The organism is Haematospirillum sp. H4485 (assembly GCF_012102745.1).
Taxonomy (GTDB): Bacteria; Pseudomonadota; Alphaproteobacteria; order Rhodospirillales; family Rhodospirillaceae; genus Haematospirillum.
Genome location: NZ_JAAVSY010000005.1, coordinates 83,097 through 97,876 on the forward strand (window position 1 = coordinate 83,097; position 14,780 = coordinate 97,876).

11 protein-coding genes are annotated in these 14,780 nt (G+C 63.0%); 1 reads left to right on the top strand and 10 read right to left on the bottom strand.

The features are described from left to right. The first annotated feature begins 83 nt into the window (after window positions 1–83). Window positions 84–1,574: a carboxypeptidase M32 gene (locus tag HEQ61_RS05625; protein WP_168020302.1), complete on the top strand. Its 1,491-nt coding sequence runs from the start codon at window positions 84–86 to the stop codon at window positions 1,572–1,574. Here the strand turns inward: HEQ61_RS05625 and HEQ61_RS05630 are convergent. From HEQ61_RS05630 to HEQ61_RS05675, 10 genes are all read right to left on the bottom strand, one after another. Next, complete coding sequence (locus tag HEQ61_RS05630; RefSeq protein WP_168020303.1) at window positions 1,562–2,401, bottom strand: hypothetical protein; 840 nt, start codon at window positions 2,399–2,401, stop codon at window positions 1,562–1,564. The genes HEQ61_RS05625 and HEQ61_RS05630 overlap by 13 nt on opposite strands. 21 nt (window positions 2,402–2,422) lie before the next feature. After that, window positions 2,423–4,282 carry a DNA mismatch repair endonuclease MutL gene (mutL, locus tag HEQ61_RS05635; RefSeq protein ID WP_168020304.1) on the bottom strand — a complete coding sequence of 620 codons (1,860 nt, stop codon included), beginning with the start codon at window positions 4,280–4,282 and terminating at the stop codon, window positions 2,423–2,425. After that, complete coding sequence (gene pgi / locus HEQ61_RS05640) at window positions 4,279–5,925, bottom strand: glucose-6-phosphate isomerase (protein ID WP_168020305.1); 1,647 nt, start codon at window positions 5,923–5,925, stop codon at window positions 4,279–4,281. Before pgi ends, mutL begins: the two co-directional genes overlap by 4 nt. Window positions 5,926–6,060: 135 nt before the next feature. Further along, window positions 6,061–7,440: a M16 family metallopeptidase gene (locus HEQ61_RS05645; RefSeq protein ID WP_168020306.1), complete on the bottom strand. Its 1,380-nt coding sequence runs from the start codon at window positions 7,438–7,440 to the stop codon at window positions 6,061–6,063. Continuing rightward, complete coding sequence (locus tag HEQ61_RS05650; protein ID WP_168020307.1) at window positions 7,437–8,846, bottom strand: M16 family metallopeptidase; 1,410 nt, start codon at window positions 8,844–8,846, stop codon at window positions 7,437–7,439. The genes HEQ61_RS05645 and HEQ61_RS05650 overlap by 4 nt, the downstream gene beginning before the upstream one ends. Window positions 8,847–9,054: 208 nt before the next feature. After that, window positions 9,055–9,612 carry a DUF3035 domain-containing protein gene (locus tag HEQ61_RS05655; RefSeq protein WP_168020308.1) on the bottom strand — a complete coding sequence of 186 codons (558 nt, stop codon included), beginning with the start codon at window positions 9,610–9,612 and terminating at the stop codon, window positions 9,055–9,057. A gap of 37 nt (window positions 9,613–9,649) precedes the next feature. Further along, on the bottom strand, window positions 9,650–10,147 hold the full coding sequence (gene lspA / locus HEQ61_RS05660; RefSeq protein WP_168020309.1) for a signal peptidase II: 498 nt from the start codon (window positions 10,145–10,147) through the stop codon (window positions 9,650–9,652). Then, window positions 10,147–12,957 (bottom strand): isoleucine--tRNA ligase, encoded by a 2,811-nt coding sequence (gene ileS, locus HEQ61_RS05665; protein ID WP_168020310.1) that lies wholly within the window; start codon window positions 12,955–12,957, stop codon window positions 10,147–10,149. The genes lspA and ileS overlap by 1 nt, the downstream gene beginning before the upstream one ends. Before the next feature lie 41 nt (window positions 12,958–12,998). After that, window positions 12,999–13,958, bottom strand: coding sequence for a bifunctional riboflavin kinase/FAD synthetase (locus HEQ61_RS05670; RefSeq protein WP_168020311.1), 960 nt, complete (start codon window positions 13,956–13,958; stop codon window positions 12,999–13,001). A 124-nt stretch (window positions 13,959–14,082) separates the two neighbouring features. Continuing rightward, window positions 14,083–14,775, bottom strand: a complete 693-nt coding sequence (locus HEQ61_RS05675) for a trimeric intracellular cation channel family protein (protein WP_168020312.1) — start codon at window positions 14,773–14,775, stop codon at window positions 14,083–14,085. Window positions 14,776–14,780: the final 5 nt, after the last annotated feature.

Here is a 14,780-nt window from a genome sequence, read left to right on the forward strand (position 1 = left end):
GCGTGGGGTTCTCAAGACGGGGGAAGCAGACTACCCTGTGGACACGAATGTTTCCACCCTTGCCGAACAGGATACCCGCCACGATGACCCGGGCCATGGATGCCTATCATTCCCTGGAAAAACAGTTTGCCCGCCTTGCCGCCCTGCAGGAAGCCGAAGGGCTTCTGCACTGGGATTCATCGGTCATGATGCCCGAGGGGGGCGGGGCAGACCGTGGCGAACAGCTGGCAACCCTGGCCGCCCTGGCACACGACATGATCACGGCCCCGCATGTGGGAGATCTGATCGAACAGGCGGCAGAAGCTGACCTGAACCCTTGGCAGGCCGCAAACCTGCGGGAAATGCGCCGGACCCGGGCGCATGCCACCGCGGTCCCCGGTGATCTGGTCGAAGCCACCAGCCGTGCCGTTTCATCCTGCGAGGGAATCTGGCGCCAGGCGCGGGCGAAGTCTGATTTTGCAGCGGTTCGCCCGGCGCTGGAACAGGTTGTGGCCCTGACCCGGCACAGCGCACAGGCCAAGGCCGAGGCAATGGGCTGCACCGTTTATGATGCGCTGCTTGACCAGTTTGAACCCGGCGGGTCCTGCGCCGCAATCGACCCGCTGTTTGCCGATCTTGAATCGTTCCTGCCTCCCTTCCTGGATGCGGTGCTGGATCATCAGGGAGACGTTGCGGACATCCCGCCCGGCCCCTATGACCGGACAGCCCAGGAAACGCTGGGACGAACGATCATGCAGGCCATGGGGTTTGATTTCCGGCACGGACGGCTGGACGTATCGGCACATCCCTTCTGTGGTGGAACCCCGGGGGATGTGCGCATTACCACCCGTTACGATACCGGAGACTATTCCAGCGCCCTGATGGGGGTGATTCATGAAACCGGGCATGGTCTGTATGAACGGGGCCTGCCGGCAGCATGGCGGCGGCAGCCGGTGGGGCTGGCCCGTGGCATGAGTGTGCACGAGAGCCAGTCACTGCTGATGGAAATGCAGGCCGGACGATCGCGGGATTTTTTCAGTTTCCTCGGCCCGCTGGTGCGTGAACGCTTTGGCGTCAACGGTGACAACTGGACGGACGAAGCCCAGCACCGCCGCGCCATCCGGGTCAGGCGCGGGTATATCCGGGTCAATGCGGATGAAGTTACCTATCCGCTGCACGTTATCCTGCGCTATCGCCTGGAGCGGGCGATGGTAGAAGGCACGCTGGAGGTTGCCGACCTGCCCGGCGCGTGGAACGAAGGGTTCGAACGTCTTCTGGGCATTCCGGTTCCCGACCACTGCCACGGGGTAATGCAGGACGTGCACTGGTTTGACGGGCTGATCGGTTACTTCCCAACCTATACCCTGGGGGCCATGACCGCCGCCCAGCTTTATGCTGCCGCCGTTTTGCACAACCCGGACATTCCCCGCTCCCTTGCGGAGGGGGACTTTGCGCCACTGCTGGCCTGGCTGCGCCCGAACGTGCACGAGAAGGCATCCAGCCTGTCCACCCGCGAACTGCTGGTCCAGGCAACCGGAAAACCGCTGGATAGCGGCGTGTTCAAGGCCCACCTGACCCGGCGTTACCTGGTCTGAACAGACGCTGCAACCCCGCTGTCCTGCACAGGGGGCGGGGGTGCAGCATCAACACGACCGATGCACACCTGATGCACCACATCGTGGCGACGGCTTTCTTCCGGGGCCGGAGCGATGGTCCACGCCCATGTGCGTTGACACACGGCCTCCGGCAAGATAACGCCCGACAGCAGGGGGGAGCGGGTCAGATCCTCTCCGCTGACAACGGAACGCAGGATACGGGTGTGATCGGTCAGCAGGATCGCAGGCCCACCCTGATGCCGGGACAGGGCATCGACATGGGCCTGCTTCAGCGCACATTCCCAACGGGACAGGGCATCGGGGGTCCACAATCCGGTGGCAAAGGCATGCCCGGCCAGACGAAAAGACAGCTGGCTGAGAATATTGGCGCTGATGACCGCATCAGCCTGCGGCAACACCGGAACCGGAACCGGCAGCTCCTGTCCGGACTGGACGGCACCCCAGTGCGCCATCACCCCGGTCAGGTCGGTCTCGACCAGCTCCACTCCGGGCAGGCTGGCACAGCGCCGCCGCACGGCAGGCATGTGGAATAAATCCACCAGGACAACCCGGTCAAAACGCCGGCACAGTTCATCAAGCGGAATATCCAATAACAGGCCCGACCCCAGAACGGCCACACACCCTCCGCCGGTCGGCGATCCCAGAAGATCCAGCATACCGTCGCGGGCCTGCTGCAGGTGAGGTTCCCACGCGGCACGGCAACGACGGTACCGGCTTTCCAGGGCCAGAAGGTCATACAGAACGCCCATCGCCTTCAGCGGCGGTGGACAGCGGATCAGGGCATGACGCAGGGCTTCCAGCAGCATCGGGCCTCCTCCCCTTTTCCCCTAGCGGCGGCCAAACAGCTTTTCAATATCGCGCAGTTTCAATTCCACATAGGTCGGGCGGCCATGGTTGCATTGCCCGGAATGGGGGGTCTGCTCCATCTGCCGCAGCAAGGCATTCATTTCCTCGGCCCGCAGGGCACGCCCGGCCCGGACACTGCCGTGGCAGGCCATGGTCCCGCACACGTGGGCCAGACGCTCCTTCAGGGCCAGAGCCTCGCCCAGATCAGCCAAGTCATCGGCCAGATCCCGCACCAGTCCCTGGACATCCGTATCCCCCAGCAGTGCCGGGATTTCACGCACCACCACGGCGCCGGACCCGAAGGGTTCCAGCACCAGGCCAAGCTCACGCAGTTCGTCGGCCCGGGCACACAGGCGGGTGGCCGATGCCTCGTCCAGATCCACCACTTCGGGGATCAGCAGCATCTGGCGACGAACCCCTTCCCGGTCCAGAACCTGCTTCATGCGTTCATAGACCAGGCGTTCATGGGCGGCATGCTGATCCACAATCACCAGGCCATCGGCGGTCTGGGCAACAATATAGGTGTTGTGCACCTGCCCCCGTGCCACGCCCAGCGGACAGGATGCCGCCACGGTCGCATCGCCGGGGTCGGATACCGGAACCGGCCGGGCCGACGGCCTGTCATCCAGGTGCGGCAGCCCGACACTGTCGGCCATACCCGGCAGCGCTGCCGGAGCCTGTGCCGCCAGGGCCAGGCCAGACAAGGCAGGATCCGGATGCATCGCCCGGGCTGACACCACCGAACGCCCGGGCAGGAAAGAAGACGGATGATGCCCCCCTGCCGAAGGCCGGGTCATGGCGGCCAGGGCCTGCTCCGCCACCGTGGTGGAAGCCCGGTGACCGGCCCCGTTCAGGGCATGGCGGATGGCCCCGACAATCAACCCGCGCACCAGTGCCGGATCACGGAACCGCACCTCGGCCTTGGCCGGATGGACGTTGACGTCCACTTCCTCTGCCGGAAGATCCAGATACAGGGCCAGGACCGGGTGCCGGTCGTGGGCCAGAAAATCCCGGTAGGCGCCACGCACCGCGCCGGACAACAAACGATCCCGCACCGGGCGCCCGTTGACGAACATATACTGGTACGTTGCATTGCCACGATTGAAGGTCGGCAGACCGACATACCCGCCAAGGCGGACCCCTTCCCGCACCGCCTGCACCGGCAGGGCGTTGTCGGCAAAATCCTGCCCCAACACCGCCGCCAGCCGTTTGAGGCGGTCAGCTTCTGGATCCAGGCCAGCCCCGGCATGCAGCCGCAGAACCGTGCGCCCGTCGCCGGTCAGGGAAAACGCAATCCCGGGATGGGCCATGGCCAAACGCTGGATCACGTCCTGGGCATGCAGGAATTCCGTGCGGGGTGCTTTCAGGAACTTCAGCCGGGCCGGGGTGGCATAAAACAGGTCGCGCACCTCCACCCGGGTGCCGGGAGGATGGGCAGCGGGCACCGGCTCGCCCTTGCATCCGCCATCAACAGTCAACGACCAAGCGCTGTCCTGGCCCGGCGGACGGCTGGTCAGGGTCAGGCGGGCCACAGATCCAACCGATGGCAGAGCCTCTCCCCGGAAGCCCAGGAAGGCAATGTCCAGCAGATCATCGCCGGGCAGCTTGGATGTGGCGTGACGCTCCACCGCCAGGGGCAGTTCCTCCGGCGTCATGCCGCGCCCGTCGTCCACCACGGCAATCACCGCCCGGCCGCCGTCGGTCATGGTCACATCAATCCGGCGCGCCCCGGCATCGATGGCGTTCTCCACCAGTTCCTTGACGGCAGAGGCCGGCCGCTCGACCACCTCGCCGGCTGCAATCCGGTTGACCAGGACCGATGGCAGAAGGCGGATGCTCATGACGGGACGCGCCAAGCCTTGTAGCGGTTGATCAGGGCGTTGGTGGATGCATCGTGGCTGTCCACACGCTCCTGTCCCACCAGCTCCGGCACAATGGCGCGGGCCAGCTGCTTGCCAAGCTCCACCCCCCACTGGTCAAAGCTGTTGACCTGCCACATCACCCCCTGGACAAACACCTTGTGCTCATAAAGGGCGATCAGCATCCCCAGGGTACGGGGATCGAGGCTGCGCAGCAGGATCGAGTTACTGGGCCGGTTGCCGGAAAACACGCGATGCGGCGCCAGACTGTCCACGGCAGGGGCCGACAGGCCGCTGTCCCTGAGTTCAGCGCGCACCTCCTCTTCCGTCTTGCCCCGCATCAAGGCCTCGGGCTGGGCGAAGAAATTGCTCAACAGCCTGAGGTGATGATCGCCAACCGCATTGTACGATGTGGCCGCCGCAATAAAGTCGCACGGGATCAGCCAGCTGCCCTGGTGCAGCAACTGATAGAAGCTGTGCTGGCCGTTGGTTCCGGCCTGCCCGAACACAATGGGGCCGGTGTGTCCCCCGACCGGCATACCCTCCAGCGTAACGGTCTTGCCGTTGGATTCCATGTCCAGCTGCTGCAGGTACGACGGCAGATGCTCAAGGTACTGGTCATAGGGCAGCACCGCGTGTGCCGGGGCTCCGAACCATGTTGTATACCACACCCCCAGAAGGCCGAGAATCACCGGCATGTTCCGTTCCAGTGGCGCGGTCCGGAAGTGGGTGTCCATGGCCGCTGCCCCGTCCAGCAACTGTTCAAAACGGTCAAACCCGATGGCCAGGGCCACCGGCAGGCCAATGGCGGACCACAGGGAGTAACGCCCGCCAACCCAGTCCCAGAACCCGAACATGTTGGCCGGGTTGATGCCAAAGGCGCGAACGGCCTCTGTGTTGGTGGACACGGCCACAAAGTGGCGGTCTACCGCTGCTTCCCCCAGAACAGATACCAGCCAAGCCCGCGCCGTGTGGGCATTGGTCAGCGTTTCTTCCGTCGTGAAGGTTTTGGAGGCCACGATGAACAGGGTTGTTTCCGGCCGACAGCTCTTCAGGACCCCCATCAGGTCGGTTGCATCGATATTGGATACAAAATGCACACTCAGGTCATCGCGCTGCCATGGGGACAGGGCGCGTGTGACCATCCGGGGGCCAAGATCGGACCCGCCGATACCGATGTTGACAACAGTTTCAACCGGCAGGCCGGTCGCCCCGCGCCAGATCCCGTCACGCACGGCCCCCACGAACGTCTTCATCCGGGCCAGGACCCGGTTGACATCGGGCATCACATCCTGACCATCCACCAGAACCGGAACCGATGCCCGATTGCGCAGGGCGGTGTGCAGGACGGGACGGTTTTCAGTCCGGTTGATGGCAACCCCGTCAAACATCTGGTCACGCGCTGCCTCCAGCCGGCGTTCGCGCGCTAGGTCGAACAACAGCCCCAGGGTCTGGTCGGTGATGTAGTTCCGTGAATAGTCAAGCAACAGACCGTCCAGCTCCAGGCTGTAGCGGGCGGCCCGGTCCGGATCTGTATCGAACAGCGACCGCAGGTGCAGGTCGGCCCATGCTGCGGCATGCACCCCAAGGGCATCGCGGGAAACAGTCTGGAGGAGAACGGACATGACAGCTCCGGAAGAACAGGACAACAGAATGGCGGGCGCATAATACGCCGGAATAACCGCCCTGTCTTGTCTGCCGCACCGGTGCAAAACGGAAACCGGACCTGCTGTTTCTGCAGGTCCGGTTCCGGAAACGTATCAGGGCGCGGGGGTTGACTCCACCCCCTGTGGACGCCCGGCAATCACAAACGTCAGACGCTTTTCATCCAGGATCCGGCGGGCAACACGCTTGATATCCTCCCTGGTCACGGCCTGCAGGCGGGCATTGCGCACATTGAAGTAATCCGGCGACCGATCATAGGCCTGCCAGTCATACAGGCGGTTCGCAATGTTGCCGGTTGATGTCATCCCCAGCGGCCAGGAGCCGGCCAGGTTGGCCTTGGCTGCATCCAGCTCGTCCTCGGTCACACCATCCTCGGCCATCTTGCGCCACTCCGCACGCACAAGGTCCATGGCCTCGGCCACCTTGTCCCCCGATGTGGCAAAATGCCCGGACAGGAAAGACGCCTTGTCCAGCCCTCGCAAGGACGTGCTGATCCCGTATACCAGGCCACGTTTCTCGCGGACTTCATTCATCAGGCGGGACGCAAAGGACCCTGCCCCCAGAACATAATCCATCAGCATGGCGGCATAGATATCCGGATCGCGGGGATCAATACCCTGATCGTTGAACAGGACCACAGACTGGGGCACATCCATGTCCACCACCGTGACACGTCCGTCCAGGGCTGGAACAACAGGGGAAATGGCCGGCGCCGTTCCGGTTGCCGGCAAAGATCCAAAGGTCTGGTCCAGCAAAGTCCCCAGCTGCGAGGGGGTCAGATCCCCGGCCACGCCAATTTTCAGGCGGTCGCGGGTCATGCTGCTTTTCATATGGGCCCGCAAGTCCTTCACCCGCATGGAACGGATGGACTGCGGCGTTCCTTCCAGGGGACGGGCGTAGGGATGATCACCGAACAGCAGGGCCGTCATGGTCCGCCCGGCAGCGTCCCCGGGATCTTCCTGCTTCAGGGACAGGGATGCCGTGTACTCGTGGCGCAGACGCTCCAGGGGAGCTTTGTCAAAGCGCGGCGCGGTGAGCGTCAGGCGCAACAGGTCAAAGGCCTCGTCCAGCGTTCCCGTTGTGGTCAGCAGAAAGCCGGTTGTTGCGTCCATGCTGCTGCCATAGCCCAGATTGATGGCCTGGGTTTCCAGCACCCTGCGGAAAGCCTGGCTGTCGAGCTTGCCGGCTCCCTCCCCCAGCATGGCGGCGGTCATGTAGGCACGACCTTCCTTGCCGACCGGATCGGTTGCCGCGCCGCCCGCAAACCCGAAGGCCACAGAAACAACAGGCAGGGTATGATCCTCGACCAGCCAGGCAGATATCCCGCCGGGACTGACAACCTGTTGCACGGTAAAGGCCCGTGCCGGAACGGCCACAGCCAGCAGGAAAAGAAGAACCAAGCCGGCAAGACCGTGCGAACGGACAATTCCCATCACAAAAGCTCCCTTGTGCAAAACACCGGCATAACCACTCATGACCTGCCTCCGGGTTTCAGGACAGCGGTCACGGCAGCCTGGTCACGCAGCCAGGTGCGCGCAGCCTTCATCACATCATCACGACCAACCCCGGCGATTTGCTGAGGCCATGTTTCCACCGATTCCAGCGTATCACCGACGCTCAAGGCCATGCCGATGCGATAGGCCGGTCCTTGCAGGCTGTCGCGGGCATAGATCGCCCCGGCCTGCATGCGGGTCTTGACGTCTTCAACCTCGGCCACGGCCAGGCCATCGCGCAGCAGCCCCTGGACGACCTCATCAACCGCCTTTTCCAGCTCGGCCACGGACACACCCGGACGGGGCATGGCATAAATGTCAAACACACCATCATCCACAGCCAACGAATCATAGGATGCGCCAGCATCAACGGCCAGCTTGCGCTTGATCACCAGATCCCGGTACAGCCGGCCAAGCTGGCCGCCACCCAGAATATCCGACAGGACCGAAAGGGCCAGTGTGTCCTGGCGCGCCGGGGCCGTATTGATGCTTGGCACCCTGTACCGACGCCCCCAGCGCAGCTGGGTCACATTGGGATGAGCCATATCAACCCGCACAACAGCATCGGGAGGCGCTTGACGGTTGCGCAGGCGCTGTACGCCCGGCCCACGGGACAGGGACCCGTAATAGGTCTCGGCCAGATTGCGCACCTGATCCACGGTCACATCACCACTGATCACAAGGATCGCATTATCCGGCGCATACCACTTCTTGTAAAAGTCGAGTGCATTCTGACGCGTCAGCGCCGACAGCTCGTCCATCCATCCAACAATCGGGTTGCGGTAGGGGTGATTGACCCACAGGGCCATGGATGCCCGTTCATACAGCTGGGCGTCGGGCTCGTTCTCTGTACGCATCAGGCGTTCCTGGATCACGACATCCCGTTCGGTCAGGAATTCCTTTTCATCAAAGGCCAGATTGCGCATGCGGTCCGCTTCCAGCTTCATGACCAAAGGCAGGCGATCAACCGCAATATTCTGGAAGTAGGCCGTATAGTCAGAGCTGGTAAAGGCATTTACCCGGCCGCCATTGCGGGCAACAAGCGCTGAAAATTCGCCGGGCTTCAGGGTCTCTGTCCCCTTGAACATCATATGTTCAAGAAGATGGGCCAGACCGGACTGACCCGGTGGTTCATCGGCCGCACCAACCTTGTACCACACCATGTGCGACACGACCGGCATCCGGTGATTTTCCACCACCACCACCTGCAGGCCATTGTCCAGCGTAAAAGTAGACGCGTTATAGACCTTCGGGGCCTCAACCCCGATACGGGATGCCTGGATCTGGGTCTGCAGGGCTGTTTGTGCCTGAACACCCCCGGCTGGCAGGACCAGAACAGCCACGGCCGCCACAACAAGGCTTTTTAAAAACAGTTTGCTCAGGACCATACGGTCAACTCCTTGACTCTGGCCGCCCCGCCCCTGTGCGACCGGATTGGCGAACATGGAATCAGACAACACATTCCGGCAGAACTATGTCACAGGAACACAAGATACGCAGATTTTCCCTTTGCCGGTCAGGCCATATGCAATGCGGCGACCGGAACAGACCGGCCGCCGCACACAAAATCCCCACACGGCCCCGAACCGGAGGCTCCTAGAGAAGCCCCTCCAGAAGAGCACGCTGGCGCCGTTCAATCTTCGGGGTATCCCCCTCGGTCACCGCCTTGCCCAGCGCCTGGTTCTGACGCAGCCGCTTTGCTTCGGCCGCAGCATCAACCATGGTGCCGGTTGGTTCCGGGTCGCGCCAGAAAACCAGACGATCGGTAAAGGTCTTCTCCTCACGCGCAAAGACCGATGTCTCGCGGTCTACAATCGAACGAATGCCGGGAACAGACTGGTCCACCCCCGCCAGCTTGAGCAAGGCGCCTTCCCCATGGGTTGTGGCAACCCGGCGTGCTTGGGCGCGACCACCAAAGACAGCATCACGGGCTTGGTCCGACGTTGATATCTCCTGGGGACGGGGGGCACCCTGTTCGGGCGGACGCAGCCTGAAGTCAGGCGGAACGGTCAGGGGTGCGCGCGACACCACGGCAAATTCATCGGGCGACCGTTTGTCAAGGCCAAGAGCCCGACGGGTCTCGCTGCCACAACCGGACAAACCGCCGCCGGCAAGAGCCACAATACAAAGGGACAGGGAAAGCCGACGCAACATCACTTAAACCTCCGGGTTTTACGTTTCTGGTTGTACGTCAGCTTTCGCGTCGAAACAAGCTGTCTGCAACAAGCAGCGCCGCCCCGACGGAAATCCACGTATCGGCAAGATTGAACGCCCAAAAATGCCAGCCCAGAACATGAAAGTCCAAAAAATCAGCCACAGCACCCCAGCGTACGCGGTCAATTGCGTTGCCAAGGGCGCCACCGGTCATCAGCGCCAGCGCACAGGCCAGAAGCCAATGGGAAGCCCGCAGCATCCATGCACCCAGCACCCCGGCCAGCAGGACAGCCATGACCAGAAGCGGCCACGGCCCAAGGCCACTGTCGCCAAGAAGCCCGAAACTGACACCGCGGTTCCAGGCCATGACAAGGTTGAGGAACGGCAGCACCTCGACCGACATCGGAAGCCCGCCCGAGAACGCCACCACCCACGCCTTGCTGGCCTGATCCAGCACCAGGCACAGGGACACCAGCACAAACCAGCGCCAGGCGCCAGGCCGGGCAAAAGGGACGTGGGACGGGGTTTCAGGCATCAGGCGGGTTCCGTCCGGGCCAGAACATCATCACAACGCTGGCACACCCCTTCACGGGGGTGGGAACCAACATCGGGCAGAACCTTCCAGCACCGCTGGCACTTCTCCCCGGTTGCTGTTTCGATGACCACACCCACGCCCGGAACCTCGGGCACTGTATAGGCCGCATCGGGAACCGGATCGGATGACAGGGTCAGGGCCGAAGTGATGCAAATATCGTGCATTGGATAGGCACGGATACCATCCTGCACCTCTGCCGGTGCATACACCACCGCATGGGCCTGCAGGGACGCCCCGATGACCTTGGCATTGCGGGCCTGTTCCAGCGCCCCCAGAACCACGCGGCGAACACGTGCCACGGCAGCCCAGCGCGCGGCCAGGGCATCATCGCGCCAGTGTCCGGGCACCGCCTCAAACCCGGTCAGGTGGACCGAACTGTCATCGCCCGGATGACGGCACAGCCACGCTTCCTCGCCCGTGAAGCACAGGACCGGCGCCATCCAGCGCACCAGGGTGTTGAACAAACGGTCAATCACCGTACGACAGGCCCGACGCTCCGGATCCTGCGGATGGCCGCAGTACAGAAGATCCTTGCGGATATCAAAATAGAACGCGGACAGATCGTTGGTACAAAACGCTGTCAGCTCGGCAAACAGGGTCTGGAATTCGTAATCGTCGCAGCAGCGGCGAACGATTGCATCCATCTCGGTCAGACGATGCAGGACCCAGCGCTCCAGCTCGGGCATGGAAGCTTCATCGGTCACGGCCTCGGCTGCAGAGAAGCCATCCAGCGCCCCCAGCATATAGCGCAGGGTGTTGCGCAGGCGGCGATAGCTTTCCGCCGTCTGCTTCAGGATCTCCGACCCCAGACGCTGGTCGTTCATGTAATCGGTGGACGCAACCCACAAACGCAGGATATCGGCCCCGTATTCCTTCACCACATCCTGTGGCGCCACCGTATTGCCGATCGATTTCGACATCTTGCGGCCCTGCCCGTCCAGGGTAAAGCCATGCGTCAGCACCGCCTTGTAAGGCGCCCGGCCACGGGTTCCACAACTTTGCAGCAGGGATGACTGGAACCAGCCGCGATGCTGGTCCGACCCTTCCAGGTACAGGTCTGCCGGCCACGCGCTTCCATCCCGGTCCTCCAGGACAAAGGCATGTGTGCAGCCGGAATCAAACCAGACATCCAGCACGTCGCGCACCTGTTCATAGTCTTTCAGGTCATAGGCATCACCCAGGAAATCCTGCGGGTTGTCCTCGAACCAGGCATCGGCGCCACGCTCGGCCACGGCGGCAACGATACGGTCCATCACCGCCGGATCACGCAGGGGCTCCCCTGTATGGCGGTTGACAAACACCGTGACCGGGCTGCCCCAGCTGCGCTGGCGGGATACGCACCAATCCGGACGCTGTTCCACCATCGACCGCAGACGGTTGCGCCCCATGGCCGGCACAAAGCGGGTGGCATCAACAGCAGCCAGAGCCTTGTCACGCAGGCCGGTCTTGTCCATGGAAATGAACCACTGCGACGTGGCGCGATAGATCAACGGTGCCTTGGACCGCCACGAATGGGGGTAGGAATGCACCAGCTTGCCATGCGCCACCAGCTTGCCGGCAGCCGTCAGGGCATCAACCATCACCGGCGCGATCTTGTAGATATGCTGCCCCGCAAACAGGGGAATGGTATCGGCGTAAGTCCCGCCATCCAGAACCATGTCCGGCGGATGAATTCCCTTGGACCGGCACAGGTAGAAATCGTCTTCGCCATGGCCGGGAGCCTGGTGCACAATCCCGGTTCCCTGATCGGCGGTCACAAAGTCACCAATCATCACCGGTACGTCAAAGTCATACCCCTGCCCCCGCAGCGGATGGGCGCACAGCACACCATCAAGGTCAGCCCCGCCCAGGTTGGCCTCGCAGACAGCCTCAAAATGGCCGGTTTCCATCACCGAAGACGCCAGGGATGTGGACAGGACCAGCCGGTCCCCGACCGACACCAGGGCACCATCCGTAACGGATGTCACACGGTACACGCCGTATTCCAGATCCGCCCCGCAGGCCAGCGCCCGGTTGCCGGGGATAGTCCAGGGGGTTGTCGTCCAGATGACAATATCCGCCCCCTGCAAGGCCGGCACGCGGGCCGACACCACCGGGAAGCGGACCCAGATGGTGGTGGAGGTGTGGTCCTTGTATTCAACCTCGGCCTCGGCCAGGGCGGTCTTCTCGACCACCGACCACAGCACCGGACGGGCACCGCGGTACAGGCTGCCATCCAGCAGGAATTTGCCCAGCTCGGCCACAATGCGGGCCTCGGCCGCATAGGCCATGGTGGTATAGGGCCTGTCCCAGTCCCCGCCGATGCCCAGCCGGCGGAATTCCTCGCGCTGGATATCGATCCAGCGTTCGGCAAAGGCGCGGCACTCACGCCGGAACTCCACCACCGGCACATCGTCCTTGTTCTGGCCACGGGCGCGGTACTCTTCCTCGATTTTCCATTCAATCGGCAGGCCGTGACAGTCCCACCCCGGAACATAGTCCACGTCAAAGCCCATCATCTGCCGCGAGCGGACCACCACATCCTTCAGGATCTTGTTCAGGGCGTGCCCGATGTGCAGGTGGCCGTTGGCATACGGAGGGCCATCATGCAGCACGAACAGGGGACGCCCGCGGGCCTGTTCACGCTGGCGGGCATACAGCCCCATCCGGTTCCAGCGTTCCAGGTGTCCGGGTTCCTGGGCAGGCAGACCTGCCCGCATGGGAAAGGACGTGCGGGGCAGGAAAACAGAATTCTTGTAATCGGCGGTCATGGTCTTATCCGGTATTCGGCAAACAGGGTACAGCAACAGGGTCAGGCGGTGTGGTTTACGGCACCACGGGCCAGAATAATTCGCGCGGCATCGATGTCAGCGGCAATACGGGCCTTCAGGGCATCGGGACCGGAAAAAGCCTGCTCCGGACGGATGCGCCCCAAGAGCTGCACCCTCAGGCGCTGGCCGTACAGATCCCTGTTCATATCCAGCAGGTGAACCTCCAGAACATCATCGGTCATGCCAAAGGTCGGGCGGGTCCCGTAATTGGCAACGCCGTCATACCAGCGGGTTTCCCCGTCGTGGTCAAGGCCCGCGCGCACGGCATACACCCCCCGGGCCGGACGGGTGCGGGCACCGGGATCGACATTGGCGGTCGGAAAACCCAGGACACGGCCACGGGCCTGCCCCCGACACACCCGACCCTCCAGCTCCCACGGGCGCCCCAGGAAAGCGGTTGCCCCCTCTACATCACCGGCCATCAGGGCCTCACGCACAGCGGTAGAGGAGCAGATCGTCCCGTCGGGCATACAGACCGGGGCCACACTGGTCACGGAAAAACCACGACTGGCCGCCAATGTACGCAGCAGGGTGACATCGCCCGCACGCCCCTTGCCAAAGGCGTAATCATCCCCCACCACAACACCGGATACACCCAGGTCGCGCACCAGGACCGTATCCACAAAATCCTCCGCCTTCAATCCGGCCAGGGCCTGACCAAAGCGCAACACGCACAGAAGGTCAACCCCGGTTTCCCCGATCAGGCGTACTTTCTGGCGCAGGGAACTGAGGGCAAAGGGCGGCAGATCGGGCCGGAAATAACGGCGCGGATGCGGATCAAAGGTCATGACGGCCGCCGCACGGCCCATGGAACGGGCTTGGTCCAGTGCCGCACCGATCACGGCACGGTGGCCCCTGTGCACACCGTCAAAGTTGCCAAGGGCAATGACCATGCCGCGCAGGGACGGCGGTACTTCGTGACAGTGGCGTATCAGACGCATGGGGTCATCGGGATCCGGGCAGCAGCAGAGACATCAGGAACGCCGCCCAGAGGTATTCCATCCGCGCCACAATGGCAACTGTTGCCTTGCCCTGACACAGCATCCTGTATGCAAAAAGCCGTGATCAGCCATGGTCCACACCCTCCCCCGACCGGGGCGGAGGCTCGGGGTGAACGTATTTGGGCAGGGTCCAGCCATACTGGATAGCCCCCGCCCGCAAGGCAAGGGCCACAAAGAACCCGGCAAGGGCACGGGCTTCCACCGGGATATCAAGCCCGGCAGATGCCACAAAGGCTACCGACCCTGCCAGGGCGGCCGTGGCATAGATCTCCGGATTGAACAGAAGAGACCGTTCCCCGCAGATAATATCACGCATCAGGCCGCCAAAGGCTGCCGTCATCATGCCCATGGTCACGCACACCACCGGCGCGGCATTGAACAGTTCGGCCTTGAAGGCCCCGATAACGGAATACAGGGCCAGACCAACAGCATCGGCCCACAACAGGGCGCTATAGCGGGAATCCAGGAACCGGGCCATCCAGTAGGTCATGCCGGCAGCCACAATACAGACGACCAGATACCCCGGGCTGCTGACCCAGAACACCGGCTGTACACCCAAGGCCAGGTCGCGCAGGGTCCCCCCGCCGATGCCGGTCACGGTACCCACCAGGATAAAGCCCAGAAGATCCATTTCGCGCCGTGCCGCAACCAGGGCACCGGTAATGGCAAAGACAGCAACAGCGGCCAGATCCACAATGCCAAGGGCATCGAGCAGGACAGCCTCCCGGACCGGATAGGGTACGGCGTGCGAATACATGGTGC

What these genes read in the sequence shown, in the direction of transcription:
- lspA (WP_168020309.1), bottom strand. Translation starts at nt 10,147, where the DNA reads ATGCCTGAAACCCCGTCCCACGTCCCTTTTGCCCGGCCTGGCGCCTGG.
- HEQ61_RS05630 (WP_168020303.1), bottom strand. Translation starts at nt 2,401, where the DNA reads ATGCTGCTGGAAGCCCTGCGTCATGCCCTGATCCGCTGTCCACCGCCG.
- HEQ61_RS05625 (WP_168020302.1), top strand. Translation starts at nt 84, where the DNA reads ATGACCCGGGCCATGGATGCCTATCATTCCCTGGAAAAACAGTTTGCC.
- ileS (WP_168020310.1), bottom strand. Translation starts at nt 12,957, where the DNA reads ATGACCGCCGATTACAAGAATTCTGTTTTCCTGCCCCGCACGTCCTTT.
- HEQ61_RS05670 (WP_168020311.1), bottom strand. Translation starts at nt 13,958, where the DNA reads ATGCGTCTGATACGCCACTGTCACGAAGTACCGCCGTCCCTGCGCGGC.
- mutL (WP_168020304.1), bottom strand. Translation starts at nt 4,282, where the DNA reads ATGAGCATCCGCCTTCTGCCATCGGTCCTGGTCAACCGGATTGCAGCC.
- pgi (WP_168020305.1), bottom strand. Translation starts at nt 5,925, where the DNA reads ATGTCCGTTCTCCTCCAGACTGTTTCCCGCGATGCCCTTGGGGTGCAT.
- HEQ61_RS05645 (WP_168020306.1), bottom strand. Translation starts at nt 7,440, where the DNA reads ATGAGTGGTTATGCCGGTGTTTTGCACAAGGGAGCTTTTGTGATGGGA.
- HEQ61_RS05675 (WP_168020312.1), bottom strand. Translation starts at nt 14,775, where the DNA reads ATGTATTCGCACGCCGTACCCTATCCGGTCCGGGAGGCTGTCCTGCTC.
- HEQ61_RS05655 (WP_168020308.1), bottom strand. Translation starts at nt 9,612, where the DNA reads ATGTTGCGTCGGCTTTCCCTGTCCCTTTGTATTGTGGCTCTTGCCGGC.
- HEQ61_RS05650 (WP_168020307.1), bottom strand. Translation starts at nt 8,846, where the DNA reads ATGGTCCTGAGCAAACTGTTTTTAAAAAGCCTTGTTGTGGCGGCCGTG.